This window comes from Anaerofustis stercorihominis DSM 17244 (assembly GCF_000154825.1).
In the GTDB taxonomy this organism is placed as follows: domain Bacteria; phylum Bacillota; class Clostridia; order Eubacteriales; family Anaerofustaceae; genus Anaerofustis; species Anaerofustis stercorihominis.
In genome coordinates this window covers 90,976-117,470 of sequence record NZ_DS560015.1, presented here as the reverse complement: position 1 = coordinate 117,470, position 26,495 = coordinate 90,976, and the positions used below count along the sequence as shown (strand labels likewise).

Sequence of the window (26,495 nt, the reverse complement as noted above, 5' to 3'; positions counted from 1 at the left end):
GCGAAGCATATATTACGGAGGTAAGAAATGGGCGATAATAACAGAAAGACTCAAGACGACATGCAAAGAAAAGTCAAAATGAGAAGAAAAAGAGTCAAAGTTAAAAAACCTAAAGATAATATAAGTGAAAGCACTTCACAAAAAGGTATTTTAGGTAAAAAGAGGTTTGGTAAAAATAAACCCAAAGGACCGAAAGGTAAGAAAATTACCGTTAAAAGAGTAATTGCAGCGATTGTAACGCTGGGTATAGTATGCTTTATAGGTGGATTTTCACTTATGCTTGTATGGATGGCGCAGGCTCCTGCTTTGGACTTGGATAAATTCGATTACGCAAGCGCAAGTCATTTGGTAGATAAAAACGGAAAATATTATCAGGAACTGCAAGGTTCCGAAAACAGAGAACCGGTATCTATCGATGAAATCCCGGAAATCGTACAGCTCGCATTCGTATCTATAGAAGATAAACGTTTCTATGAACATGGAGGAGTTGACTTCATAGGTACGGGTAAAGCTATTTTGAGAGTTTTCACATCGGGAAGTACAGACGGCCCAGGAGGAAGTACTATCACTCAGCAGCTTATAAAATTGACTCACTTAACAAGTGAGACATCTATTAAACGTAAAGTTCAGGAATGGAAATTATCAATAGAGCTTGAAAAGAAACTTTCAAAAGAAAAAATACTTGAAGCATATTTAAATAAAGTAAATATGTCGCAGGCTTGGGGTATTCAAGCTGGTTCTAGATATTTCTTTAAAAAAGATGTAAATCAGCTTTCTATCGCACAGGCAGCGGTCCTTGCTTCAATAATCAATGCACCAACTTATTATAATCCACTGAAATACGAAGATAAAGACGGTGACGGAGATTATACATTAGTAAAAGAAACAAATTCCGAAGGAAAAAAAGTTCTTGCTTATGATGAGAACAATAAAGAAAGAGCATTAGCAGTAGTCAAACAAATGTACAGTTTAAATCATATTACACAAAAAGAATATGATATAGCAGTAGACGAACTTAATAATAACAAAATAGGACTTAAACAGAATAAAAACCAGGGTGTATATTCTTATTTTACAGATGCGGTTTATGAACAAGTAGTTAACGATATAGCAAAGAAATACAACTATTCAAAAGAAGATGCATCAAGTTTTGTACTTAATAACGGATTAACAATAAAAACGACACTAGATCCCGTAGTGCAAAATGCACTCGAAAAAACAGCGGAAAACGATTCGATATTCCCTTCTCAGTCATATTCGGCAAGTCAAGCAAGTGCAGCAATGACAAAGAAAAAAGGCGAAAAGATAGAATATAAACCGGAAGTGGGTATGACGGTAATAGAAAACAAAACAGGCCGTGTTGCCGGAATTGTCGGAGGAAGAAATAAAACAGCGAGTTTATCATTAAACAGAGCCACTCAAAAATTCCAGCCGGGATCTTCTACAAAACCTCTAACCACATACGGACCGGGTATAGATTCGGGTCAAATAACCGCAGGAACGGCATTCAACGATACATCAATAAGTATCGGAGGATGGAGACCAAAGAACTCAGGCGGCGGTAACCAAGGTATGATGACAGTCAGAAAAGGTCTTACAAACTCTACCAATACGATAGCTGTACAGGCTATGATGCAGACAGGTGCAGAAACAATAGTCCCTTATGCAGAAAAATTAGGACTTGATATAGTAAAAGATTCAGATACAAATGACCTAAACCCTGCGGCTCTTGCTCTTGGAGGTTATACACATGGTCAAACGACCCTCAATATGGCAAGTGCATATACAACATTTGCAAACGGAGGAGTAAGACAAACACCGATATTGTATACTGAAATCACAGATAAAAACGGAGATGTGATTTTAAGTAACAAATCAGAAAAAGTAAAAGTATTCGAAGCAGGTACTGCATTCATAATAACCGATATACTAAAAGACGTTGTTAAAGGCGGTACAACATACATTTCAATTGACGGAACACAAGTTGCAGGTAAAACAGGTACAACAGACGAAAACAGACACGCATGGTTCTGTGGATATACTCCTGAATATTCGGGCGCGGTATGGTATGGATATGACCAAAACGTAGTTTCGGTAAACGGAAGTACTTATCATTTAAATATCGGTACTTATGGGGGATCCACAAACGGTCCGGCTGCATTCTGGAAAAATGCTTTCAGCGATATATATTCCAAGAAAAAAGTATCTAACAGCCAGTTTGCAAGTAAACCTGATGATGTATATCAAGCAGCGGTAGACGGAGTTTCAGGAAAGAGCCCTACAGCCCTATCTTCTAAAGACCCTAGAGGTTCAAAGGTATACACAGAATACTTCCTAACGGGAAAAGGTCTTAGCGGAAAAGATGATATCCACGTATCCGCAAGTATATGTTCAGCATCAAAGAAAAAGGCTACTAAATACTGTCCTAAGGATTTGGTTAAAAAATCAGTATTGCTTGATTTAAGTAAAATAACTTATCCACCGGGAGTAACAGGCAAAAATGAAGTAGGTTCTCAGGCTAAATACAGTCTTAAAGGAAAATGTGATATTCATAATAAGGGAACAGCACAAGCACTTACATTAACCATTTCTCCGGGAACGATAAATGTAGGCGAAAGTGCTACAGTAACTACTAAGATAACATTAGCAGATGGATCGACTAAAAATGTAAACGCAAAAATTTCATCTAGCAGTTCAGGGATAGCTTCAGTATCAGGAAACTCCATAAAGGGCGTGAGTGCTGGAAATGCAACGATTACTGCAACCTATACACAAGAAGGAGAAACCCTTACAGCTAAAGCTGGAATAACAGTTAAAGGTGCAGCAGCACCTACGGTACAGTCCTACGGGCTTGATTCAAATTCCGTTACGGTAAATAAAGGAAGCGGTTATTCAACCCCATCTGCAACCGTAACATTATCTGACGGTTCAACGGATTCAGCTACCGTAACGGTAACCGGAGAAGGCGGCTTTGACAGAAATACACCGGGAACTTATACCATTTCATGTTCGATAAGTTATAACGGAACAAGACTTGGAAGTGCTCAGTTTACAGTAACAGTTGTTGATAACAGCGGTGGTAGTGATGACGGAGATAACGAAGATGACAAAAATAAAAACAGTTTATCTTCAAAAGTCACTTTAAGCAATCAAAATACTTCATCGTACAGTATCGGATTTAGATCCTTACTAAGTCAAATATTTTAAATAAAAAACAAAAAACACCTGTAAAATTGCAGGTGTTTTTTTATTACTTAAAATTCTTTATTGATTAAAAAGTATATTTGTAACTCTTTTGGAAAAAAATATATTACAAATAAACGGAGGATATTATGAATAATTTTTTAGACGCATCTTTTTTAGTAATATGGAGAACTATTCTTTCTGTAGTCGTAATATTTATACTTGCAAAAATCACAGGTCCAAGACAAATAACACAGCTTACTTTTTTAGATTATATAGTAGGTATAACGATAGGTTCCATAGCAGCAGAAATGGCTATAGATACACAGATCCCTTGGTACCTTCCAATCATTGCGATGGCTTTATATACTTTTATGACTATACTGAGTGCATTTATAGCAGATAAAAGCATTCAGGGAAGAAAGATCTTTACAGGAATACCAATAATTCTGATAAATAAAGGCAAAATCATAGAAGAAAATCTAAAAAAATATAATTATGATATAAATGATTTACTTACTCAGCTTAGAGTCAAAGGCTATTTTGATTTATCAAATATAGAATATGCCATTTTGGAAACAACTGGAGATATAAGTGTACTTCCAAAAGAAAATTACAGACCTACCATATTAAAAGATATTTCCGTTCCGACAACACAAAGCGGTTTATTTGCAAATGTAATAATAGACGGCAATATCATGGAAGCTAATCTGAGAAATATGAAAAAAGACAGAAAATGGCTGGATAATGAAGTGAGCTCACGAGGATATAAAATAAAAGATGTTATTTTAATGACTCTGGATAGTGAAGATAATATCAACATCCAACTAAAAAATCAGAAAATTAAAGACGACGAAGACAATTATTTTTTATAGATTTGAAGGTTTAATATGAATAAATTACACAAGAGCTTAAAAATAAATACCGCTATAATCAAAAATCAATTCAATAATGATGACACGATCAGATACAGGCATTTCAATAATAAAGGGATTGATTATTTTCTAATGTTTATTGACGGGATGTCAAACAGCGAAAGAATAAACGAAGATATAATCAAAGCAATACTCGAAAATAAAAAAATGGTATTTAAATTTAATATAATTAAAAAGCTGGAAGATAAAATACTATATTCAAATGATGTAAAAGAAATAACCACATTTGAAGATATGTTTTCCGATCTTTTATACGGAAATACAATCCTCTTAATTGAAGGACAAAATATAGCACTGAGTATAGATACCAAGGGCTTTATGATGAGGTCGATAATGGAGCCTCCTACGGACAGAATAACAAAAGGTCCCAGAGAAGGTTTTCAGGAAAATATACTGACTAACCTTTCTATGCTTAGAAGAAAAATTCAAAGTCCGAATTTGAAATTCGAATTTTCCTCACTCGGTAATATCACAAAAACAAAAACCTGCCTGGCATATGTAGACGGGCTTGTAGACAAAAAAGTACTTAAAGAAATAAAAAGAAGACTAAAAAAAATAGATATAGATTCGGTGCTTGATGTAAATTATGTTTTGGAATCCATAAAAGACGATAAACGTTCCCCTTTTAAAACCGCGGGAACATATGAAAAACCGGATATAGTAGCCAGTAAGATACTTGAAGGAAGAGTAGCTTTATTCGTCGACGGTACGCCTATAGTAATGACGGTTCCGTATTTGTTTATTGAAAACTTCATGTCCGGAGACGATTATTATTTAAATTATTACTTCGCTTCGTTTACCAGAATGATAAGAATAATAAGCTACTTTTTAGCAATATGTATACCTGCATTATACTTGGCTATCATAACTTTTCATAAAGAAATACTCCCCAGTAATCTAGCAATAAGCATTATTGGAGCAAGAGAAGGTCTTCCCTGCTCTTCCTTTACGGAGTGCATACTTATGATAATAATATTTGAAATACTTGGAGAAGCGGGAAACAGAAGCGGAAGCGGAGCAAGCACAGCTCTGGGGATAGTCGGAGGTATTGTTGTGGGACAAGCGGCAGTGGAAGCAAGACTCATAAGTGCACCGATGATAATCGTAGTGGCTCTGTCCGCAATAAGCGAACTCATGATACCAAGCGTAAAAGGTTCTACTATAATCTTCAGATTTATTTTTATAATACTATCATCTATGTTTGGACTTTATGGATTTATTATTGCATTTTTATTTCTCATCGTTCATATATCAAGTCTTGAATCATTTGGAATGTCATATACCGCAGATGTAGCATTCCACTCTCCTCAGCAGTTCAAAGACAGTTTCTACAGAGCACCGTGGTTCAAGATGAATACAAGACCGGTAGATATGTCGGAAAAGACGGATAGGAGGAGCTGATATGAAAGGTAAAAAAATATTATCCATAATACTTTTAACATTTATAATCCCCCTATTATGTTCATGCTATGACTACTCGGAACTTGAAAGAGAAATATTGATATTTACCTTGGGAATAGATAAAGTATCCGACGGTTATGTGGTCAGTGCAGAAACTCTCGACGCAAGCGATTACGGCGGTGAACTAAACGTAAAACCTGAAGTGATAACATCAAAAGGAGATTCTATTTACGAAGCACTCAGTATTCTTGACGGAAAATTCAACAATAAAGTAAACCTTACCCACTGCGAACTTATAATAGTCGGTGAAAAATATGCAAAAGAAGACGGGATTTACGATATTTTAAATCTGGTATATGAAAAAAACAATTTAAGATTTAATACTATATTTACTACAACTTATGACTCATCAGCCGAGGAAATATTAATGTCTAAAGAAGGTCATGAAACTTTTCATGGTTTTGAAATCCTTGAACAGCTGAGCAAAAACAAGCTTTTCAGTGATAATTCAAGAGCATATAAAATCATAAATTCAATTGAAAACTCGGGAATAGAACTTACTCTTCCCGTTATAAAAGTTGCAAAAAGCGAAGAAAAGAAAAACTTTTATGCAAACAAAATCGCAGTCTTTAGAGGAGATAAACTTGCGGGATATATTGATGATAAAGATGTAAACTATTATTCTCTTTTAATGAACGAGAAAAATTCAATACAAATAAAAATGAAGGAAGAAGACAATCTGATAAATGCAAAAGTTTCACTAAAGAAAACAAGAACAAGTATTAAAAATAATAGATTAAATATAGATATGGATGTAAATGCATATATCGAAAGTAATAAAAAGAAAAATACCTCAAAAGAGAAGTTAAAAAGTGCTTTAGAAAATAAGTTAAAAAGAGATTTAAATAATTTTATAGAAGAAACTCAAAAGAGATTTAAACTTGATATATGCGGATACGGATATCAATTAAATAATTATAAAGAAAAAAAGAACAATCAAAACTGGAACAGGTACTATGAAAATTTAAATAGAAATATTGATGTACATGTAACACTTAAAGAAGATATGGAGGAGTAAAACATGGATAAACTATCAACAAAAGAAATGGCATCTATGATGATACTTTATATGCTCGGTACGGCAATAATGACCGGATATACATTCTACACGACTCCTCACCCTTTATATATAATAATTTCATTTTTGTCAGCACTGATACCGATCGTAACATGTACCATAATAATTAAAAATAACAAAAAAAATCTTTTTTCGGTAATAGATGAAAGTTTTAATAAATTCTTTTCAAAAATCATAAATTTATTTTTTGTTATATATGCTTTTATTATTGAATTATTTTATTTAAGATACTTCATTATATTTACAAAAAATAATATTTTAATAAAAACCCCTGTAATAATAACAACAATCATATTTTTACTATTGATTTTTTTAACACTAAAAAGGAATATAATTACCCTTGGAAAACTATCTACATTTTTGATACCAATAAATATCCTTATTATTTTATTTGGAATACTTTTCTCGGTTAAAATGTTTGATATTAACAATTTGAATTCACTTTTAACTCTGAATATGGATAATATTTATGATAATTTACTTTTAAGTATTATCCTTCCTTTCTCTGATATAGTACTCTTTGGGTTTATAATAAATAATATAAATAAAAATGAAAATATTAAAAAGAGCTATTCTATAGCATTCATTGTAAGTTTTATATTAATAATGCTTATGTACTTTACAAATATATTTGTACTTGGATTTCCGCTTTTATTAAAAGTTCCATATCCTACTTTTATTACCGTCGGGTTATCAAGTATAGGAACTTATGTGACCAGAATGGAAATAATCGTTGCTTTTAATTTCTTTATATCCACTTTAGTCAAAATATCCGTTTGCTCTTTTGCCGCAATGCTGGGATTAAAGCATATCATGGATCTTGATAATATAAAAGATATAAATATAATATACACTATAATAGTATTTATTACAGTAATGATAATGCCGTCAACCATTAATAAATTATTGTTATTGTTATTTAAATTCAAGTGGTATTTTCTATTTACCGCATTCATACTTCCTATTTTAGTTCTTATAAGATCTAAAATAAAAAACAGAAAAAAAGCAATCTAAAATATTATTTATTATTAAAATCATCATAAACAAAAAAGAGATAATATGATACTATCTCTTTTTTATATTAAAATAAACTAATATTAAATTATTACATATTATCGGTAAGCAGCATAAGAGCGGAAAGAGCGGCAATAGGAGCGGTTTCACACCTTAAGATCCTTTTGCCTAGCCCCATTAATGTAACTTCATTTTCTTTTGCATACTTAGCTTCCAAGGCGTCAAATCCCCCTTCGCTTCCGACTATAAATGCAATATCATTTAAATTTTCATACTTAAAATCTTTAAGGTTTTCTCCTCCATTTTCGTAAAATAAAATCTTCATATCAAAATCTTTTATTTCTTTTATTGCCTCTTTAAACGTAATCATATCCCTTACCCTGGGGATAATACCTCTTCCGCTTTGTTTAGCAGCTTCAAAAGCAATTTTATTATATCGCTCTATCTTTTTCTTCATAGATTTTTTATCCGGTCTTGAAATACATCTGTTAGTCATAATAGGTACTATTTCATATATACCAAGCTCAACAGTTTTTTGAACTATGGTTTCGAATTTGTCCGATTTTGGAAGTGCCTGATACAATGTAATTTTAACGTTCGGCTCAGTATCATTTTCCTTTTTTGATATTATTTTTCCCTGAACATTTTCACTATCTATTATCAGCTCACATTCATAGTCATATCCGTTCTTATCACATATGGTAATATTATCTCCTTCTTTCATCCTAAGGGATTTTATTATATGTTTACTGTCTTCTTTGTCCAAATAAAATCTGTCATTTTCTTTATTAATGCAAAAAAATCTAGGCATTTTTATCTCCTTAAACAAAATATAAATCATTATACTATAATTCTAATTTTTTTTAAAGTTAATGGAAAATAACTTCCATTAACTTCCTTGTTTTTTATTGGATAAATAGAATAACTTTCCCATCCTCGGTAAAAATTTATATAGTGACAAAACTTATTAACCGGAGGAAATAAAATATGATACGTAAAGTTGAAATCTGCGGCGTAAACACCGCAACATTACCAAATTTAAACAATAAAGAAATCGAGGATATGTTAATAAGGATCAAGAATGGTGAAGAAGATTTAAAAAACGAATTTATCAGATGTAACTTAAGACTAGTTTTAAGTGTTGTTCAGCGTTTTTCAAACAGAAATGAAAATATGGATGATTTATTTCAGGTAGGATGTATCGGACTTATTAAAGCGATAGATAATTTTGATGTGAAATTCGGAGTTAAATTCTCTACTTATGCGGTTCCCATGATAATCGGAGAAGTCAGAAGATATTTAAGGGATAACGGTACCATAAGAGTAAGCCGCTCGCTCAAAGATATGGCTTATAAAGCCTTAAAATACAAGGAAGCTCACAAAGATACAAATCCAACGAACAGAGAAATAGCGAAAAAGCTTGGAGTTAAGGAAAAAGACTTGAATTTTGCTCTCGATTCTATAGTAGAACCATGTTCTTTATACGACCAAATGTATAACGATAACGGAGACAGCATTTCACTGATAGACCAAGTTGGAGATGAAAAAAACAGAGAAGAAAATTGGACGGAAAAGCTTTCTCTAAAAGAAGCTGTTGAAAAGCTAAAAGGTAGAGAAAAAGAAATAATCCTTAAGAGATATTATTTGGGAAGGACTCAAATCGAAGTTGCAAATGAAATAGGGATAAGTCAGGCACAAGTTTCAAGACTTGAAAAAAGCGGGCTGAGAAAAATCAAGAATGAAATTTAAAAGAATAAGATATGACATATTTGTCATATCTTGTTCTTTTAATAAATATGAAAAAATAATAAATAATATGATAAAATATAAATAAATTATTTTAATTAGTTAAGAAAGGATTATATATGGATAAAAAAAGAAAAGAAAATAAAGAATTTACTATTTTATTAAATAAAATGAATAATGAAGGTTATATAAGAAAAGACCATATAATATCAGTAAAAAACGCAAATATATACGGGATTTTAACACCTATGCCATTTATACTGGTTACAATAATTTATTACATACTTAACTATAAAAGTTTCAATAACTCATTTCAGTTCGGAGTAGTTAATTTTATAATTATATTAATAGTTTCATTATTGATACACGAACTCATTCACGGTATTACATGGAGCATTTATTGTGAGGATAAACTTAAAAGCATCAAATTTGGATTTAATCTCAGCGGACTCATGCCCTATGCACATTGCAAAGAACCATTATCTAAAAAAGGATATATGATTGGTGCATTGATGCCCTTTTTGATACTTGGTATAATTCCAATGCTATTAATGTTCATATTTCAAAATAATTTTTTATTCTTTATGTCTATTATAAATATACTAAGTGCGGGAGGCGACTTGCTTATAGCTCTTCATTTATTAAAATATAAAAATATCAAAGTCCTCGACCATCCCACAGACCCGGGATTTGTAGCTTTCGAGAAAAAATAAAAAAGCAGAATTTATCTGCTTTTCTTTTTTTCTATTTCTTCTTTTAGGATATCAATAGCTTCTTCTATATATTCATTAATACTCTTATTTATGACTCCAACGGTAATGACATTACATTTATTCATCGGTATCAATATCTTTTTAGCTTCGCTTTCCGATATTGCATAAGCCATTTTGGGTGTTATCTCACCAAACATGGAATTTGCGGTAAGTATCCCCATAGGTCCGAGTATAAAATCGGCTCTCCCCGCATTGTATACAACGGGATTTTCTCCGCTGGCACAGTCTACACCCAGCTTATTCATTCCGGACATTGCAACGGAATTCGTACCGATCCCTATAATATCAACATCCAAATTACATTCCAATATTTTTTCTATAAGACTTACGCCTATGCCTCCGCCTTTTCCGTCTACCACCATTACTAACATTTATCTTACCTCATCAAGTTTAAGTATTTTATCCAAAGCTTTGATAGTACCTATCTTAGAATGTTCATAAGTAAGTCCGCCCTGCTGATAGACGATATAAGGTTCTTTCATAGGTGCGTCTGCACTGAGTTCTATTGAAGAGCCTTCAATGAAATTTCCCGCAGCCATTATTACCTGGTCATCGTAACCAGGCATATCCCAAGGTTCGGGAGTAACGTAAGAATCTACGGGAGCAGCTTCCTGAATACCTTCACAGTAAGCACATACCTTTTCCCTGCTTCCAAGGACTACAGCCTGGATAATATCGCTTCTTTCATCATCAACACCCGGGAATACTCTGTATCCTATGCTCTCAAAGACGCTGGCAGCCAGTATAGCGCCTTTTATCGCTCCGCTTGTAACTTTACTCGCCATGAAAAGTCCCTGCAAATAAGAGCGAATAACGCCCAGATTAGCTCCTACCTCTAGAGCAATACCCGGAGCCGTAAGACGGGAGGCGACTTTTTTGATATTTTCGCTGCTGCCTATTATATAACCACCTACGGAAACAAGTCCTCCGCCCGGATTTTTTATTAATGAACCTGCAATCAAGTCAGCACCCACTTCAATCGGTTCTTTTTTCTCAAGAAATTCCCCGTAACAGTTATCAACAAGTACCAATACATCTTTTTTTATACCTTTAACGAATTTACAGGCTTCCTCTATTTTCCTTATAGATAAAGCTTTTGCGTCGGTATACCCGCTTGAACGCTGAATAAATACCGCTTTTACATTATCATTTAACTTCTTTTCAACCTCATCAAAATCGATTTCTCCTCCGTCTTTCAAATCCACTTTATCATAATTCACATTATAATCTTTAAGTGAACCAAGGTTTTCCCCATTATCGTTTATACCAATGGTAGACCTTATGGTATCATAAGGGTCTCCTGTTATACTTAAAAGTGTATCGCCCGGTCTTAATACTCCGTAGAGCATCAGGCTTATTGCATGAGTCCCGCTTACTATCTGAGGTCTTACGAGTGCGGCTTCACCGCCGAACACTTGTGCATAAATCTTTTCGGTTATCTCTCTTCCCTCATCATCATAAGCATATCCGGTGCTTTCATTAAAATGTCTTAAAGAAAGACGATGATTTTGCATTGCATTTAAAACTTTATAAATATTATATTCGCATATATCATCTATTTCTTCAAATTTATATTTAATCCTTTTTTCCGCTTCTTTTACAATATTAATTGCTTTTTCACCGGCAAAACTACTCATTTATTATCCCCCTCATAAAAGTTAATATATCTTTTGTATCTTTATAATTTTCTTTATTTAACCATATTACATCTTCGTTTCGCTTAAACCAGGTAAGCTGTCTCTTTGCGAAATGTCTGGTGTCTCTCTTTATGATGTAGATTGATTCTTCTAAGGAAATATCTCCTTTTAAATAGCTTACTATCTCCTTATACCCTAGAGCCCTCATGGAATTTAAACTTTCATCATATCCCATATCCATAAGAGACCTTACCTCATCTACAAGTCCCAAGCTCACCATTTCATCTACTCTTTTATCTATTTTTTCATATAGCTTTTCTCTTTTATCATTTAAACAAAAGTAATAAGTATCTTTAAACCTATATTCCTTTTTTCTTTCTTCCCTATCACTTTTTTTCTTTCCAGTCTTCTTATATATCTCAAGTGCTCTTATTACCCTTTTTAGGTTATTTGGATGAATTTCATCCGCACTTTCCTTATCTGCTTCAATGAGCATATCATATATATATTCTTTGCCTTTTTCTCTTGCCAGGTTTTCAAGATATTCTCTGTAAGTCTTATCTTTGTCTTCTTCTTCAAAATCATAAGAATCATATACAAGGGCGTCAACGTATAATCCGCTTCCTCCCACTATAATGGGAACTTTTCCCTTGGAGAGTATTTCATTTATATACTTAATCCCTTTATCTGCAAAAACAGAAACGTTAAAATCTTCATTCGGATAAAACTCATCTACCAAATAATGTTTTATCCCCTGCATTTCTTCTTTTGTTACTTTTGCGGAACCTATATCCATATATTTATAAACCTGCACGGAATCGGCAGAAATTATTTCTCCGTTTATTTTTTTAGCAAGCTCTACGGCAAGCCCGCTTTTCCCCGATGCGGTAGGACCCGCTATAACTACAACTTTACTCATAATTAAATCCTTTGGAACATTTTTTCAAAATATTTCTTTTTTATCTTTGAAATGGTAGGTCTGGAATGAGGACAGGAAAAAGGATTATCCGACAGCTTCAAATCATTTAAAAGCTTGATCGCTTCTTCTTTTGATATATCGTCGTGTCCCCTTACCGCATGATGACATGCATTCTTTATAAGCCTTTCATTTCTGTTTATTTCATTAGTCAGCATAGAAGTATCTTTAAGTGAAGCGAGTAAATTTAAAATCACTTCCTTGGTATCCTCCAAAGATAACATTTCGGGAATTTCCCTTATTATAACATTATTACCGGCAAAATCTTCTATTTCATACCCTAGGCTTTTAAGCAGTTTAAGGTGATTTAGACATATATCCTTATGTATAACGCTTAATTCAAGGACTAACGGTGAAACAAGTATCTGAGTCTTGACTCTGTGCTTTTTGAATTCAGATAAGTATTTATCGTATAAAACTCTTTCGTGACTTGCGTGAGTATCCATGACGTATAAGGTTTCTCCGCTTTCAAATATAGCATAAGCCTTAAAGGCTGTCCCAACAAAGTGCATATTGATTATTTTATCAAATATACTCCTATCTACTATATTCTTTTGTTCCTTTGGTACTTCTTCATTCCTATTTAAAGATAAATTGTTCTCTGTTGGGTTTATAATAGGAATATCTTGTATTAAATTATCATCAAAAGAAGTATAAGAAGTACTTGAACTTTCATTAAAATATGTCGGTTCACTGTATTTATCATATGAAGCGATATAGTCGGTATTTATAATATCGGATTTACTTGCTTCTTCATTAATGTTATCTTCACCGATTTCTTTTTTTTCTATTTTTATTTCTTCATTATAACTTACTATAGAAATATCTTTATCACCGACAACATAACTGCTTGACTCTTCAAATGCAATTTGATTTTCAAGAGGATTTTCTTTCTTCTTTCTTTCTCCTATTACATTGTCGTTCAGATTTATAGATTCTCTCAGTGCACTTCTTACACCTTCACATATTAGCATGTTTATAAGGGTTTCGTTTCTGAATGATATACTGGTCTTTGCGGGGTGAATGTTCACATCGGTAAAATTATAAGGAAGCCTTATATACAAAACATAAGAAATCCTCTTTGTAAAAAGCCCGTACTGCTCCCTGTAAATATTGTTTATGACTTTATTTAAAGTATCGTTTTTAACGTATCTTCCGTTTATAATAAATATACTTTCTTCATTCTGCCTGTCCAAATAATTTGGAGAAAGAGTAAATCCCTTTACGGTAAGCGGTTCATCATCATAATCAACTTCTATCATCTTGGATACAAATTCATGGCCTAAAATTACGCTAACGACATTTCTTATATTATTATCCCCTAAAGTGACAAATACTTCCTTATTATCACTATATACACTAAAAGCAATACTCGGATTTGCAATCGCAAGTTTAGAAATTATATCCAGTGAAGCAGTCTTTTCCGCCTTGGCACTCTTCATATGTTTTCTTCTTGCGGGAGTATTATAAAACAGATCCTCCACTTCTATCCTAGTTCCGGTATTTAAGGCAAGATTTTTAATGTTTTGAACTTTTCCGTTTATAACAGTAGCCGAAGTCCCTATATTTTCATCTTTATATTTACTTCTTATCTTTACTTTACTTACTACGGAAATACTAAATAGAGCTTCTCCTCTGAAACCAAGGGTATCTATGCTCGATAGCTTATCTAAACTATCTATTTTAGAGGTAGCATTTTTATTAAAAGCAAGCCCCATTTCATCGGACTTAATCCCTATCCCGTTGTCACTGACCAGTATCTTGGTCTTCCCGCCGTTTTCGATTTTTATTTTGATATGGTCGGCTCCTGCATCTATTGAATTTTCAACAAGCTCTTTAATGACCGAAGCAGGAGAAACTACAACCTCTCCTGCCGAAATTTTATTTATAAGTTCATCCGAAAGTTTTTTAATTACATTTGCCATAATTAAATATCCTCTTTTTCCAATGACTGTTTTAATTCATATACAAAATTCATTACTTCGATAGGACTCATGCTCTCTATAGGAAGAGTCTTTATCTTATTTACGGCTTTCTTATTCAAAGTATATTTTTCCTTTAACTTTTCGTCATCGGGGTTTTGCCCTATGGATAACTGAGTAAAGGAATTACTATTCATTCTTATATGAGCGTTCATAGCGTCTATCTTACTCTTATAAGTCTCTTCGTTTTCTTCGAGTACATCAAGTATCTGCATACTCCTCTTTATTACTTCGTCCGGAAGTCCTGCAAGCTTTCCTACTTCTATGCCGTAACTCTTATCTATCCCGCCTCTTTCTATCTTTCTTAAAAAGACTATTTCATCGCCGTTGCTTTCCAGTCTGATAGAATAGTTTTTAACTCCGTTTTGTTCTCCTTCAAGCTCCGTCAGTTCATGATAATGAGTTGCAAACAAAGTCTTTGCCCCTATTTTTGATTTATCCAGCAAATATTCGATTACCGCATGAGCTATACTGAGTCCGTCAAAAGTAGAAGTACCTCTTCCCACTTCATCAAGTATCACGAGAGAATTTTTTGTGGCATATTTGAGGATATTGGATACCTCACTCATTTCTACCATAAAAGTACTCTGACCGCTGGCAAGGTCGTCGCTCGCACCGACTCTTGTAAATACCCTGTCTACGATACTTATACTTGCGGAAGTTGCAGGAACGAAAGAACCAATTTGCGCCATTATGGATATAAGCGCTACTTGCCTGATATAAGTAGACTTACCCGCCATGTTTGCACCGGTAATTATAAGAATTCTGTTATCTTCATTATCAAGAAGCGTATCGTTATGTATAAAATTATCAAGCCCCGTTATCTTTTCAACTACAGGGTGTCTTCCCTCTTTGATTATTATGCTTCCGTTTTCCGTAATGGTCGGTTTTACGTAGTGATTTTTCTTTGCAACTATGGCTAGAGAAATGACGGCGTCTATAACAGCTATCATCTTAGCCGTTACTTGAATTCTCTTTATATTTTCCAATATCCTGTTTTTTACATCCAGATATATCTTATACTCTTTTTCTTTAAGCTTTTCTTCTACGCTTAAAAGTTTTACTTCTATATCTTTAAGCTCTTCCGTGAAATACCTTTCAGAATTAGCAAGTGTCTGTTTACGGATAAAATAATCCGGAACAAGACTTGCATAAGAAGAAGTTACTTCAAGGAAATAACCAAAGACTTTATTATATTTGATTTTTAAATTTTTTATCCCCGTCTTTTCTTTTTCGTCTTTTTCTATATTGGCTAAAATTTGTGCGGAATTATTTTTTAAGTTTTTAAGCTCATCTATCTCTTCATTATATCCAAGCTTAACTATTCCTCCGTTTTTAAGGCTGACCTGACAATCATCATCTATTGACGACTCTATTAAGTCATATATATCGCTAAGCTCATCTAGCTTTGTATATATTTCACTTAAAAGCGGAGAGCTCTTCATAAGCTTTGAAAGAAGAATTCTAATTCTTGGAATAACACCTATCGATTCTTTCAAAGCCAGAAGATCTCTTCCGTTTGCTATATCGAGAGAAAGTCTCGATATTATCCTTTCCATATCCTTGACGTATTTTAAGTTGGAAGTGATATCTTCAAGTATCATTACGTCATCTATAAAAAGTTTTATCGCGTCTTGTCTTAGTATAATTTTATCTTTATTCGTTAAAGGTTCAAGTACCCACTTTTTAAGTTCCCTTGCCCCCATAGAGGTTACAGTATTATCCAGTACATCAAGCAAAGTATCTTTTTTGTTGTTAGTCCTTAAATTCTCGACTATTTCAAGATTTCTCTTGGTATTATAGTCAAGGTGCATATAGTCTTTATCTTCATTGATTTTTATTTCGTTTATATGTATCAGTGCTCTTTTTTGAGTTTCATCAAGGTATTTTAATAAAGCTCCCGCAGACCTTACGATTATTTCGTTATTATCAAGCCCAATCGAAGAAAGAGAATATACATTAAATTGATTTAATATATATTCTTTCGCTTTATCATGAAAGAAATAATTCAAAGGATGAGGCTCAAGCATTACTTTGGTAACATTTGATATATTCTTCTTTAAATCCAAATCTTCAAACAAAATAGTATTCACTATGATTTGTGCGGGATTTATCCTTGAAAGAAGGGATAAAAGCTCATTTCCTCTGTTTTCACCGCTAAGAGAAAGTACATTGAACTCTCCCGTTGTAATATCGCAGTAAGTAACTCCAAATTCCAGCTTATTGTAGTAAATACACATGATATAGTTATTTTCGCCTTCTTTAAGCATTTTACCCTCAGTGATCGTTCCCGGTGAAATGACTCTTTGAACTTCCCTTTTAACCAAACCTTTTGCAGTCTTTGGATCTTCTACTTGTTCGCATATAGCAACTTTGTAACCTTTCTCAACAAGTTTTGCAATATATGTATCAGCACTGTGATAAGGTACTCCGCACATAGGCGCCTTTTCTTCAAGTCCGCAGTCTCTTCCTGTAAGAACCAAATCAAGTTCTTTGCTGGCAGTCTTTGCGTCATCGAAGAACATTTCATAGAAATCTCCGAGCCTGTAAAATAATATCGTATCAGGTACTTCTTCGTGTGTCTGTAAATATTGCTTCATCATTGGTGTGAGTGATGCCATAAATTTTGTTTTCTCCTATTCTATTACTTCTCCGCTTAAGTGGAATGTATGTACATCCGTTATTTTAACTTTTACTATATCCCCTGTTTCTCCCTTACCTGTGAAGTTAACAAGCTTAAATGAGCTTGTCCTTCCGGTTAGAACGTTGTCGTTTGTTTTACTTTTCCCGTCTATTAAGATATCGACTTCTCTATTTAAATATTTCTTGTTTTGTTTTAAAACAATTTCATCATGAAGTTTTAGTAATCTGTCAAACCTGTCTTTGACCGTCTTTTCATCTATCTGTCCGTCCATTACAGCAGCTTTTGTACCTTCCCTCTTTGAATAAATAAAAGTAAAGGCGGTATCGAATTCGCACTTCTTATATACATCCAGCGTATCAAGAAAATCTTCTTCGGTTTCTGTGGGAAATCCCACTATTATATCCGTGGTTATAGCCACATCCGGGATTTCTCTTCTTATCTTTTTGACTAATTTTATGTAAGTATCTTTATCGTAATGTCTGTTCATAAGCTTTAATATCCTGCTTGAACCGGACTGCATGGGAAGATGGATATGCCTGCAAATCTTAGGATTATCTCTTATAACTTCTATAAGCTCGTCGCTTAAATCCTTAGGATGAGAAGTCATAAATCTGACTCTCTCAATACCCTCTACTTCACTGACCATTTTCAGCAGCTTTGCAAAAGGAACAGGATCATCCAAGTTCTTCCCATAAGAATTTACATTCTGACCTAAAAGGGTTACTTCCTTAACTCCGTCATTTGCCAGTTCTCTTACTTCACTTAATATATTTTGATATTCTCTGCTTCTTTCTCTTCCTCTGGTGTAAGGGACTATACAGTAAGAACAAAAATTGTTGCAGCCTTTCATTATGCTTACAAATGCCTTATGCTTGAACTGTCTGTGTACGGGAAGTCCTTCGGCAAGTTTGTCACTGTCCTCCAATACCTCTACGATAAGCTTTCTCTTCGCATCGCATTCTTCCAAAAGAGAAGGAAGAGATGAAATATTATGAGTACCGAACACTATATCCACAAAAGAATATTTCTCTTTTATTTTTTTTACTATATGTCCTTCCTGCATCATACATCCGCATACCGCAAGTATCAAATCGGGCTTCTTTTTCTTTAGTTTCTTAAAGTTCCCAAGATTTCCAAAGAAACGATTATTTGCATTTTCCCTTACGGAACACGTATTCATTATTATTAAATCAGCGTCTTTTTCATCTTCGGTCCTGCTGTAGCCAAGTTCTTCTACCATCCCGCTGATTTTTTCGCTGTCATTTTCATTCATCTGACATCCATAAGTTATAATCAAATATTTTTTCATATTCTATTTTATCCTCTATGTATTATTATTTAATTCTTTCTATTATTATCATTTTGGGAGAAACAGGTTTCCTGTTTGTATGTTCTAGTTTGGTAACGTTAAAATTACTCTTGCTTAAACTTGACACGAAAGATAATATATCTTTGTATTCTTCCATTCCACCCTCATGTCCGACATAAGCACATATTACGATAATGCCGTCATTATTTAAAACGGTCAATACATATTCGATACTTTTAACGGAGGAAGAGCTTTTAGTCACTATCTTTTTATCTCCGCCGGGAAGATAACCTAAATTATAAACAGCAAAATCAACTTTATCTGTTACGTAATTCAATACATTTTCATGAGAGTCGTTTATCAATACCGCATTATTTATACGATTTTCATCAAGGAGCTTTTTTGTATTCTTAACCGCTTGACTTTGAATATCAAAAGCGTATACTTTACCTTTTTCTCCGACTTTTTTTGAAAGATACAAGGTATCGTTTCCGTTACCCATTGTCATATCCAAAACTATATTACCGCTTACTACTTTATTATCAATGATAACATTTGTTATTTCCGTTACATTATTAAACATTCTTTTTCTATTTTAATAATTTACTTACTTCATTCTTAGTAAGCTTTCTATATTCTCCTATTTCCAAATCTCCGAGGCTTAATCCGTTTTCCATTGTTCTGTTAAGCTTAATTACTTTATGACCTACTTTTTCGCACATCTTCTTTACTTGCCTTTTTCTTCCCTCGATAAGAGTGATTTCGACCAAAGAATTTACGCCTATCATTTTTACAAGCCTTACTTTTGCTCTCGAAGTTTTTTTACCGTCAATCACAACACCCTGTTTAAGCTTATCCAACGATTTCGAGTCTACTTTACCCTTGACCAAAGCTTCATATGTCTTTTCTTTTTCATATTTCGGATGAGTAAGTTTATAAGCAAAATCTCCGTCATTAGTAAGGATTATAAGCCCTGTAGTATCTTTATCAAGCCTTCCCACAGGGAATAATCTATGTTCTTTTTTACCGAGAAGATCCACCACGGTTTCTTCTCCGTACTTACTTTTGCTCGCACTTATAACTCCCTGAGGCTTATTTAACATATAATAAACTTTTTTTGTATCTAAGCTTACTTCTTTTCCGTAAACTTTTACCAAATCTTTTTCTACGTTTATAATAGTTCCAAGTTCTCTTACGACTTCCCCGTTAACGGTTACTTTTCCCCTTGAAATTATCTCTTCGCATTTTCTTCTCGAAGCCACTCCGCAGCTAGCGAGATATTTATTTATTCTCATTTTTTCTTCCATTTTTACTCTCTCTATCAAAACTTTTATATCATATTATACAAAATTCTACTTCTCTTTTCAATTTAGAAACGCTAATTACTTTTATATTTATTTTATCTCCCATTGTAAATCTTCTGCCGAAATCTCTTCCGACCAAAGAATAATGTTCTTCGTCATAAATATAATAGTCATCATTCAAATTCGTGAAGTATATAACGCCTTCTATACTGTTATTTAACTTAACATACATGCCCTTTGAACTAAATCCGGATACTCTTCCCTCATATTCTTCATCGATAAAGTTTTCCATATACTGACAAATGAATATCTTATCGGATTCTCTTTCCATTTCCTCGCTTCTTCTTTCCATTTTGGATAAATGGTTAGCTTTTTTCTCCATTTTTTCTCTCTCTTTTTCGAGATTATTCAAATCGATGTTTCCGAGAAGTATATTGGATAATATCCTATGAACCATCAAATCAGGGTATCTTCTTATGGGAGAGGTAAAGTGTGTATAATTTTCTATGGCAAGGGCAAAGTGTCCTTTATTTTCCGTAGTATAAACAGCTTTTTTCATACACCTTAAAAGCACGGTCTTGAATAGCTGTTCATTCTTATCTCCTTCAATGGTCTTAAGAAACTCCTCAAGCTCTTTACTGTAGTGACCGTCATGAAGTCTGAGTTTGTAACCTAAAGCATTTGCAAATTTAATAAATCCGCTGAGCTTTTCTTTGTCAGGTTCTTCATGCACTCTGTATATACCGTTAAGTCCCATGGAAGAAAAGAATTCGCATGCGGAAGTATTGGCTACGAGCATAAACTGCTCTATTATCCTTTCAGCGATACCTCTTTCTCTTAAAGATACATCGGTAACGACTCCGTTTTCAACGGTTATAAAATTCTCATCCACATCAAAATCAAGGTTACCCTCTACGTATCTTCTCTGTCTTAAAAGCTCATAAAGCTCTTTCATAGTATTTAAATCTTCTTCATAAGTGTAATATTCTTCCCTTAAATCCTTACTGCCGTCAAAAAGCTCATTTACTTCATCGTAAACGAACTTAGCCTTTGACTTGATTATGGATTTATAGAAGTTATAATCCAAAAGCTTTCCCTCTTTATTTATTCGCATATCCACACTGAAAGCCTTCTTTTCTTCCTTTGGATTTAGGGAACATAGATTTTCACAAAGAGTCTTCGGTAACATCGGTATTACCCTGTCCGCAAAATATATGCTCGTACCTCTCTCGTAAGCATCTTTATCTATCTCGCTGTTTCTCTTTACATAATTACTTACGTCTGCAATATGAACGCTTAACACATATTCGTTTTCTTTTTTTACTATACTTACCGCATCGTCAAGATCCTTTGCGGTCGGACCGTCAATAGTAAATATATTTACATCTGTCAAATCTTTTCGCTTTCCTTTAAACTTATCAAAGCTGTCAAATTCAAGCTCGTCTGCTTCTTTTAATGCAAGGTGTGAAAATTCATAAGGCACATCGTATTCGTAAATAAGTGCTTCGATATCGACGCCATTTTCGTCTTTGCGACCGAGTACTTTGGTTATTTTACCTACCCAGTTCTTTTTATCTTTGGGAAAATCAGTGATTTCCACCACGACTTTATCTTTGTTTTTTGCATATTTTATTCCCGCTTTAGGTATATAAATATCGTTTGTAAAATTCGGATTGTCACTTACTACAAAACCGAAAGTCTTTTCTTTATAAAATGTTCCGACAGTCTGTCTCTTTACTTTTTCTGTAATTTCAACTATCCTGCCTTCTCTTTTTCTGTCTCCTTCTTTTTCTTTTATGACTTCGACTTTTACTTTATCTCCGGAAAAAGCGTCCATCGATTCGCTGCCGACGACAAATATGTCTTCATCAAGTCCTTCGACATTTACAAAACCAAACAAACCCCTGCCTTTTTCAAATACACCTTCATAAATATTTGAACAGGTGGGAGAATATCTGTTATTTATATATTTTATCTTTTTTTCTTTTATCAAATAATTCAAAGAATTCGATAAAAGGTTCTTTTGATTTTTGGAATGCATATCAAAAATAAAAGCAAAATCATTGAATTTCATAGGCTTATATTCATCATTTTCCATAACGGAAATTATTTGTTCACTTAAATATAATAATTTATCATTTTTCATACAAATTATTATATACTATTTAGTTAAAAATTAATATAATTTATTTAAAAAGATGTAATTATCTGATATAATGTGTAATTAAGCTAAATAAAAATTTTTAGATCAGGAGAAAAAAATATGAATGAACATTTTATTTTTGCAGGACATGATACAGTGGCACTTGCAAAAAAATTCGGAACCCCACTTTACGTTATAAGCGAAAACAAAATAATTGAAGCTATCGACTTGATAAAGAAGAGTTTTGAAGAATATGGTTTAGATTATGATATTAACTATGCGGGAAAAGCATTTACGAATATAGCAATGGTAAAAATAATTAAACAACAGGGAATTTCTTTGGATACGGTTTCCGGCGGAGAAATCTATACGGCACTGAAAGCAGGATTAGATCCAAAGAGGATCTGTTTCCACGGCAGCAATAAATCGGCACAGGAAATAAGAGAAGCCATCGAAGCAGGCGTAGGAGTGATAACTATCGACAGCTTTTACGAAATAGGACTTGTAGGAAGAATAGCAAAGGAACTTGAAACTGTTCAAAACGTACATTTCAGAGTATCTCCGGGAGTTGAAGCACATACTCACGAATACATACAAACCGGAAGGATAGACTCTAAATTCGGTATCCCGGTAAACATGGCTGTCAGAGCCGCAAGAATGATTATAGACGAAGAATATCTAAACCTAACAGGTGTTCACTGCCATATCGGTTCGGATATATCTTCTCCGAAACCATTCGAAATAGCTGCAACGACAATGCTTGAAATAGTATATAACATCAAAGAAATGGGCGTTGAAATAGAAGCACTTAACTTAGGCGGCGGATTTGGTATAAATTATCTTCATGATGACCCTGTTTTCGACGTTGAAGAATACGTGCATACAATCAGTAAAATCATAAGAAAACAATGTGATATTTTAGGAATTAAAATACCAAAAATAATCGTTGAACCGGGAAGATATATTATCGGTCCGGCAGGTATAACTTTATATTCAATCGGAACAATAAAAGAAATACCTTATCTAAGAAAATATATAAGCGTTGACGGCGGTATGGCGGATAATCCGAGACCTGCTCTTTACGGAGCTATTTATCACGCCGTAATAGCAAACAAATACAACAAAGAAGCAAACGAACTTTACACCGTCAGCGGAAAATGCTGTGAAACGGATATGTTGATAAAAGATATACTTCTTCCTCAGGCAGCACCGGGAGATATCCTTGCTGTTTTAAACACCGGAGCATATAACTATTCGATGGCAAGTCACTACAACAGGCTTCAGTCACCTCCTGTCGTACTGTTAAAAGACGACAAGGCGGAATTAATGGTCAAAAAAGACACATATGAAAATCTTATTCAAAACGATGTCGTTCCGAGCTGGCTGGAAGATTAATTTAAGGAGAAAAAATGAGTTTATTTAGTACTGAAAGAATAATTCAGATGTTATATATGCTGGTACCTATAATACTAGCACTTAGCTTTCATGAATTTGCACACGCATATGTCGCGGATAAATTGGGAGATCCGACTGCCAGAGTATCAGGCAGGATGACACTGGACCCGACTAAGCATTTGGACCCTATAGGATTTGTTTCATTGCTGCTTTTCGGTTTCGGCTGGGCAAGACCTGTCCCGTTCAATCCGATGAATTTAAAGAAAAGAAAATCGGGGACACTTCTGATAAGTCTTGCGGGACCTCTTTCAAACTTGATACTTGCGGTAATATTTTCTGTTTTACTTAGATTTGTGATAATCCCTATAAATAATGAAGTACTGACTTATATCTTCTACTACGGAGTTATAATCAATATTTCACTTATGGCATTCAATCTTATACCGGTTCCGCCTCTTGACGGTTCGAAGATATTGGCAAGTCTCCTTCCGGACAGACTTGAAATGAAATTTTATCAATATGAACATTATTTATACTTATTACTTATACTACTGCTTATAACAGGAATTATAGGTTATATACTAAGCCCTATCATGGCTCCGTTTTTAAGCGTATTATTACCGTAAGGGAAAAACATGAAGAATAATATTTTACATCTGAGCAGTTTCGAGGGGCCCCTTGATTTACTGCTCCATTTAATTAGTAAGAACGAAATAGATATATACGATATACCCATCGTTGAAATCACAAAACAATATTTGGATTACATTTATAACCTTAACGATTTGGATATGGAAGTAGCAAGCGAATTCGTAGTCATGGCATCCACACTTTTGGAGATAAAGTCTAAAATGCTTCTTCCCGTAGAAGTAGACGAAAATGAAGAAGAAATAGACCCCAGAGAAGACCTTGTAGCAAGACTTATCGAATATAAAGCTTTTAAAGAGCTTACCAAAGAACTTAAAGAAAGCGAAAAGATATACAACAGTACCGTTACAAAAGACCCTGAGTACTACAGCGAAATAAAAGAAGAATATGTCGTTGAAGATATCGATTTAACTCTTTTATCTAAAGCTTTAAGAAGCATTTTAATAAAACATAAGATGAGAGTAAATGAATTCAGCGAAAACCAAACTATCGAAACGGATACTTTTTCCGTTGACGACTCGATACTTACGATAACAAAAGTGTTGGAGCAAAAAGAAAAGATAAGCTTTTTTTCACTGTTTAAAGGAGAAGTAAAAAAAGGATACGTCATAGCAACCTTTCTTGCTACACTTGAACTGCTTAAAATGAACATGGTAAAACTTATCCAAAACGAAGCATATGATGATATATTACTTGAAAGAATATAGGAGTACAAATGAGCGATATTTCTAATGATTTTATAAATAAAGATGAACAGGAACTCATACATATAATCGAAAGCATATTATTTGCCGTAGGCGACAGAGTAAATATAAAAACAATAAAAGAAGCACTGGATATAAGTGAAAAATATGCAGAAACTTTACTTAAAAAACTTCAAAGCGAATACGACTTTAATATGAGAGGTATCAAAATAGTAAGGACAGATGACACATATCAGCTTGCAACGAGAAGCGAATATTTCGACTATGTAAAGAAAGTTCTTACTAATTATAACACCACCACATTATCTCAAGCAGCTTTAGAAACACTTGCCATAGTCGCATATAAACAGCCCGTTACAAGGCTTGATATAGAGCTTATCAGAGGTGTAAAATCAAGTAGTTCACTGGATTTACTTATGGACAGAGGTCTTGTTGAACAGGCGGGAAGAATGGAAGATGTAATCGGTAAGCCTATGAGTTTTAAAACGACAAAGGAATTTTTAAGATTAGCGGGAATAGAAAAGCTTCATGAACTCCCTGAATTTGAAAACTTCGTAAACGACCTTGAAGAACATTTGGATGAAAAAATGGAAGAAGCAAGCGAACAGCTTATGTTTACCGAAAAAATAAACGAATAGAAATAATAAAAAAGGCCATTGCATAATAGCCTTTTTTTATTTATTTTAAAGTTTTGACTTTACAATATTAACCCTCGTATTTATTTACAAAATACTTTTATATTATTTAACTTTAATTTAATATAATAAACAATTTAATATAATAAACTTTTATTATTGGTATTAACCTATATACATATTTTACAAGATTATTTTAATTTAACTTTCTTATATAAATGATAAAACGAGTTATGCTCTTTTCTTTCAGCTTAAATAAAATTGACACATAAATGAAATTTATCTTTGCTAAACCAACTTTTTCTCTAAAGTTGTCATTTCACTGCCAAATAAAGTATCCATGAATTTATCATCGTAAATCCAGTTTTCGATAGAATTTTCTCCCAGTATCACAGGCATTCTGTGATGAATATTTTTCATTGAAGCATTTGCACCGGTAGTCAGAATAACGTATTTCTCTTCCCCTTCAAATTCATTATATATACCCGCCATATACACCATTTTTCTGCCGGGTATATTAAACAAGTATTTTTCTTTATTCTTCTTTCCCTCTACTTTCTTCCACTCAAAAAATCCCGTTGAAGGAATTACACATCTCCTTTGTTTTGATGAAGAAGAAAACATCCTTTTCTCCCCTGCTGTTTCACTCCTTGCATTTATTATAAGTCCGTTTCCTTTAAAACTTGGAAATCCCCAAGTAAATAATTGGGGAGATATTTTATTTTTTTCATCGGTAAGTATGGGAACTTTATTTCCGGGAAAAATCTCTCCCTTATCAAAGCTATCTTTACCGTATCTTTCCTCTATTTCAAGAGCTATCCTCACTGCTTCTCTGTTTTCTTCATCAGTATAAAAAGTATATCTTCCGCACATGATTTATCCTCCTTAACATAATTATATTATACCTCAATAAATTGGAAATATTTAC

At 33.5% G+C, this 26,495-nt stretch carries 22 protein-coding genes; 11 read left to right on the top strand and 11 right to left on the bottom strand.

From position 1 onward, the window contains the following. Positions 1 to 27 precede the first annotated feature (27 nt). From ANASTE_RS00535 to ANASTE_RS00515, 5 genes are all read left to right on the top strand, one after another. Positions 28 to 3,207 carry a transglycosylase domain-containing protein gene (locus ANASTE_RS00535; RefSeq protein ID WP_007048897.1) on the top strand — a complete coding sequence of 1,060 codons (3,180 nt, stop codon included), beginning with the start codon at positions 28 to 30 and terminating at the stop codon, positions 3,205 to 3,207. A 125-nt stretch (positions 3,208 to 3,332) separates the two neighbouring features. Next, positions 3,333 to 4,058, top strand: a complete 726-nt coding sequence (locus tag ANASTE_RS00530; RefSeq protein WP_007048896.1) for a DUF421 domain-containing protein — start codon at positions 3,333 to 3,335, stop codon at positions 4,056 to 4,058. Positions 4,059 to 4,073: 15 nt separating this feature from the next. After that, a complete protein-coding gene (locus ANASTE_RS00525) occupies positions 4,074 to 5,519 on the top strand; it encodes a spore germination protein (RefSeq protein ID WP_007048895.1) in 1,446 nt (481 codons plus the stop codon). A 1-nt stretch (position 5,520) separates the two neighbouring features. Continuing rightward, a complete protein-coding gene (locus tag ANASTE_RS00520; protein WP_007048894.1) occupies positions 5,521 to 6,597 on the top strand; it encodes a Ger(x)C family spore germination protein in 1,077 nt (358 codons plus the stop codon). Between the two features lie 3 nt (positions 6,598 to 6,600). Beyond that, positions 6,601 to 7,671, top strand: a complete 1,071-nt coding sequence (locus ANASTE_RS00515; RefSeq protein WP_007048893.1) for an endospore germination permease — start codon at positions 6,601 to 6,603, stop codon at positions 7,669 to 7,671. 91 nt (positions 7,672 to 7,762) lie between these two features. Here the strand turns inward: ANASTE_RS00515 and ANASTE_RS00510 are convergent, their stop codons facing one another. After that, the gene (locus ANASTE_RS00510; RefSeq protein WP_148344995.1) at positions 7,763 to 8,482 is read right to left on the bottom strand and encodes an RsmE family RNA methyltransferase; all 720 of its coding nucleotides are present in this window, start codon (positions 8,480 to 8,482) and stop codon (positions 7,763 to 7,765) included. A 176-nt stretch (positions 8,483 to 8,658) separates the two neighbouring features. Here ANASTE_RS00510 and sigG point away from each other — a divergent pair, with 176 nt between their 5' ends. After that, positions 8,659 to 9,420, top strand: a complete 762-nt coding sequence (gene sigG / locus ANASTE_RS00505; RefSeq protein ID WP_007048891.1) for an RNA polymerase sporulation sigma factor SigG — start codon at positions 8,659 to 8,661, stop codon at positions 9,418 to 9,420. Positions 9,421 to 9,536: 116 nt separating this feature from the next. Then, entirely contained in the window at positions 9,537 to 10,130 is a 594-nt protein-coding gene (locus ANASTE_RS00500; RefSeq protein WP_007048890.1) for a DUF3267 domain-containing protein, read from the top strand. 11 nt (positions 10,131 to 10,141) lie between these two features. Here ANASTE_RS00500 and ANASTE_RS00495 read toward each other — a convergent pair whose 3' ends face one another. From ANASTE_RS00495 to rnr, 9 genes are read right to left on the bottom strand one after another with little or no spacing between them, the layout of a single operon-like run. After that, entirely contained in the window at positions 10,142 to 10,561 is a 420-nt protein-coding gene (locus ANASTE_RS00495; protein WP_007048889.1) for a DUF3842 family protein, read from the bottom strand. Beyond that, complete coding sequence (locus ANASTE_RS00490; RefSeq protein WP_007048888.1) at positions 10,562 to 11,827, bottom strand: methionine gamma-lyase family protein; 1,266 nt, start codon at positions 11,825 to 11,827, stop codon at positions 10,562 to 10,564. Next, entirely contained in the window at positions 11,820 to 12,746 is a 927-nt protein-coding gene (miaA, locus tag ANASTE_RS00485; RefSeq protein WP_007048887.1) for a tRNA (adenosine(37)-N6)-dimethylallyltransferase MiaA, read from the bottom strand. Before miaA ends, ANASTE_RS00490 begins: the two co-directional genes overlap by 8 nt. Positions 12,747 to 12,748: 2 nt before the next feature. Next, entirely contained in the window at positions 12,749 to 14,728 is a 1,980-nt protein-coding gene (gene mutL, locus ANASTE_RS00480; protein WP_007048886.1) for a DNA mismatch repair endonuclease MutL, read from the bottom strand. A 2-nt stretch (positions 14,729 to 14,730) separates the two neighbouring features. After that, on the bottom strand, positions 14,731 to 17,406 hold the full coding sequence (gene mutS / locus ANASTE_RS00475) for a DNA mismatch repair protein MutS (protein WP_007048885.1): 2,676 nt from the start codon (positions 17,404 to 17,406) through the stop codon (positions 14,731 to 14,733). A 15-nt stretch (positions 17,407 to 17,421) separates the two neighbouring features. Next, a complete protein-coding gene (gene miaB / locus ANASTE_RS00470; protein WP_007048884.1) occupies positions 17,422 to 18,738 on the bottom strand; it encodes a tRNA (N6-isopentenyl adenosine(37)-C2)-methylthiotransferase MiaB in 1,317 nt (438 codons plus the stop codon). Positions 18,739 to 18,763: 25 nt separating this feature from the next. Then, positions 18,764 to 19,321 (bottom strand): tRNA 5-(aminomethyl)-2-thiouridylate-methyltransferase MnmM, encoded by a 558-nt coding sequence (gene mnmM / locus ANASTE_RS00465; RefSeq protein ID WP_007048883.1) that lies wholly within the window; start codon positions 19,319 to 19,321, stop codon positions 18,764 to 18,766. A 7-nt stretch (positions 19,322 to 19,328) separates the two neighbouring features. Further along, on the bottom strand, positions 19,329 to 20,045 hold the full coding sequence (locus ANASTE_RS00460) for a pseudouridine synthase (protein ID WP_007048882.1): 717 nt from the start codon (positions 20,043 to 20,045) through the stop codon (positions 19,329 to 19,331). A 28-nt stretch (positions 20,046 to 20,073) separates the two neighbouring features. Continuing rightward, positions 20,074 to 22,188, bottom strand: a complete 2,115-nt coding sequence (gene rnr, locus ANASTE_RS00455) for a ribonuclease R (protein ID WP_007048881.1) — start codon at positions 22,186 to 22,188, stop codon at positions 20,074 to 20,076. A 117-nt stretch (positions 22,189 to 22,305) separates the two neighbouring features. Between rnr and lysA the strand changes: the two genes are divergently transcribed. Genes lysA through scpB form a run of 4 tightly spaced genes read left to right on the top strand, consistent with a single transcriptional unit; the run spans position 22,306 to position 25,570 of the window. Beyond that, on the top strand, positions 22,306 to 23,580 hold the full coding sequence (gene lysA / locus ANASTE_RS00450; protein WP_007048880.1) for a diaminopimelate decarboxylase: 1,275 nt from the start codon (positions 22,306 to 22,308) through the stop codon (positions 23,578 to 23,580). Positions 23,581 to 23,594: 14 nt separating this feature from the next. Continuing rightward, a complete protein-coding gene (locus ANASTE_RS00445; RefSeq protein WP_007048879.1) occupies positions 23,595 to 24,206 on the top strand; it encodes a site-2 protease family protein in 612 nt (203 codons plus the stop codon). 9 nt (positions 24,207 to 24,215) lie between these two features. Further along, positions 24,216 to 24,935 carry a segregation and condensation protein A gene (locus ANASTE_RS00440; RefSeq protein WP_007048878.1) on the top strand — a complete coding sequence of 240 codons (720 nt, stop codon included), beginning with the start codon at positions 24,216 to 24,218 and terminating at the stop codon, positions 24,933 to 24,935. Positions 24,936 to 24,943: 8 nt separating this feature from the next. Further along, complete coding sequence (gene scpB / locus ANASTE_RS00435) at positions 24,944 to 25,570, top strand: SMC-Scp complex subunit ScpB (protein WP_007048877.1); 627 nt, start codon at positions 24,944 to 24,946, stop codon at positions 25,568 to 25,570. Positions 25,571 to 25,855: 285 nt separating this feature from the next. On the opposite strand, the gene ANASTE_RS00430 is transcribed toward scpB, so the two are convergent. After that, positions 25,856 to 26,440 (bottom strand): SOS response-associated peptidase, encoded by a 585-nt coding sequence (locus ANASTE_RS00430; protein WP_007048876.1) that lies wholly within the window; start codon positions 26,438 to 26,440, stop codon positions 25,856 to 25,858. Positions 26,441 to 26,495: the final 55 nt, after the last annotated feature.

Bases quoted from the DNA above. Each gene is read 5' to 3' on its own strand.
- ANASTE_RS00535 (WP_007048897.1), top strand. From the start codon at position 28: ATGGGCGATAATAACAGAAAGACTCAAGACGACATGCAAAGAAAAGTC.
- ANASTE_RS00530 (WP_007048896.1), top strand. From the start codon at position 3,333: ATGAATAATTTTTTAGACGCATCTTTTTTAGTAATATGGAGAACTATT.
- ANASTE_RS00525 (WP_007048895.1), top strand. From the start codon at position 4,074: ATGAATAAATTACACAAGAGCTTAAAAATAAATACCGCTATAATCAAA.
- ANASTE_RS00520 (WP_007048894.1), top strand. From the start codon at position 5,521: ATGAAAGGTAAAAAAATATTATCCATAATACTTTTAACATTTATAATC.
- ANASTE_RS00515 (WP_007048893.1), top strand. From the start codon at position 6,601: ATGGATAAACTATCAACAAAAGAAATGGCATCTATGATGATACTTTAT.
- ANASTE_RS00510 (WP_148344995.1), bottom strand. From the start codon at position 8,482: ATGCCTAGATTTTTTTGCATTAATAAAGAAAATGACAGATTTTATTTG.
- sigG (WP_007048891.1), top strand. From the start codon at position 8,659: ATGATACGTAAAGTTGAAATCTGCGGCGTAAACACCGCAACATTACCA.
- ANASTE_RS00500 (WP_007048890.1), top strand. From the start codon at position 9,537: ATGGATAAAAAAAGAAAAGAAAATAAAGAATTTACTATTTTATTAAAT.
- ANASTE_RS00495 (WP_007048889.1), bottom strand. From the start codon at position 10,561: ATGTTAGTAATGGTGGTAGACGGAAAAGGCGGAGGCATAGGCGTAAGT.
- ANASTE_RS00490 (WP_007048888.1), bottom strand. From the start codon at position 11,827: ATGAGTAGTTTTGCCGGTGAAAAAGCAATTAATATTGTAAAAGAAGCG.
- miaA (WP_007048887.1), bottom strand. From the start codon at position 12,746: ATGAGTAAAGTTGTAGTTATAGCGGGTCCTACCGCATCGGGGAAAAGC.
- mutL (WP_007048886.1), bottom strand. From the start codon at position 14,728: ATGGCAAATGTAATTAAAAAACTTTCGGATGAACTTATAAATAAAATT.
- mutS (WP_007048885.1), bottom strand. From the start codon at position 17,406: ATGGCATCACTCACACCAATGATGAAGCAATATTTACAGACACACGAA.
- miaB (WP_007048884.1), bottom strand. From the start codon at position 18,738: ATGAAAAAATATTTGATTATAACTTATGGATGTCAGATGAATGAAAAT.
- mnmM (WP_007048883.1), bottom strand. From the start codon at position 19,321: ATGTTTAATAATGTAACGGAAATAACAAATGTTATCATTGATAATAAA.
- ANASTE_RS00460 (WP_007048882.1), bottom strand. From the start codon at position 20,045: ATGGAAGAAAAAATGAGAATAAATAAATATCTCGCTAGCTGCGGAGTG.
- rnr (WP_007048881.1), bottom strand. From the start codon at position 22,188: ATGAAAAATGATAAATTATTATATTTAAGTGAACAAATAATTTCCGTT.
- lysA (WP_007048880.1), top strand. From the start codon at position 22,306: ATGAATGAACATTTTATTTTTGCAGGACATGATACAGTGGCACTTGCA.
- ANASTE_RS00445 (WP_007048879.1), top strand. From the start codon at position 23,595: ATGAGTTTATTTAGTACTGAAAGAATAATTCAGATGTTATATATGCTG.
- ANASTE_RS00440 (WP_007048878.1), top strand. From the start codon at position 24,216: ATGAAGAATAATATTTTACATCTGAGCAGTTTCGAGGGGCCCCTTGAT.
- scpB (WP_007048877.1), top strand. From the start codon at position 24,944: ATGAGCGATATTTCTAATGATTTTATAAATAAAGATGAACAGGAACTC.
- ANASTE_RS00430 (WP_007048876.1), bottom strand. From the start codon at position 26,440: ATGTGCGGAAGATATACTTTTTATACTGATGAAGAAAACAGAGAAGCA.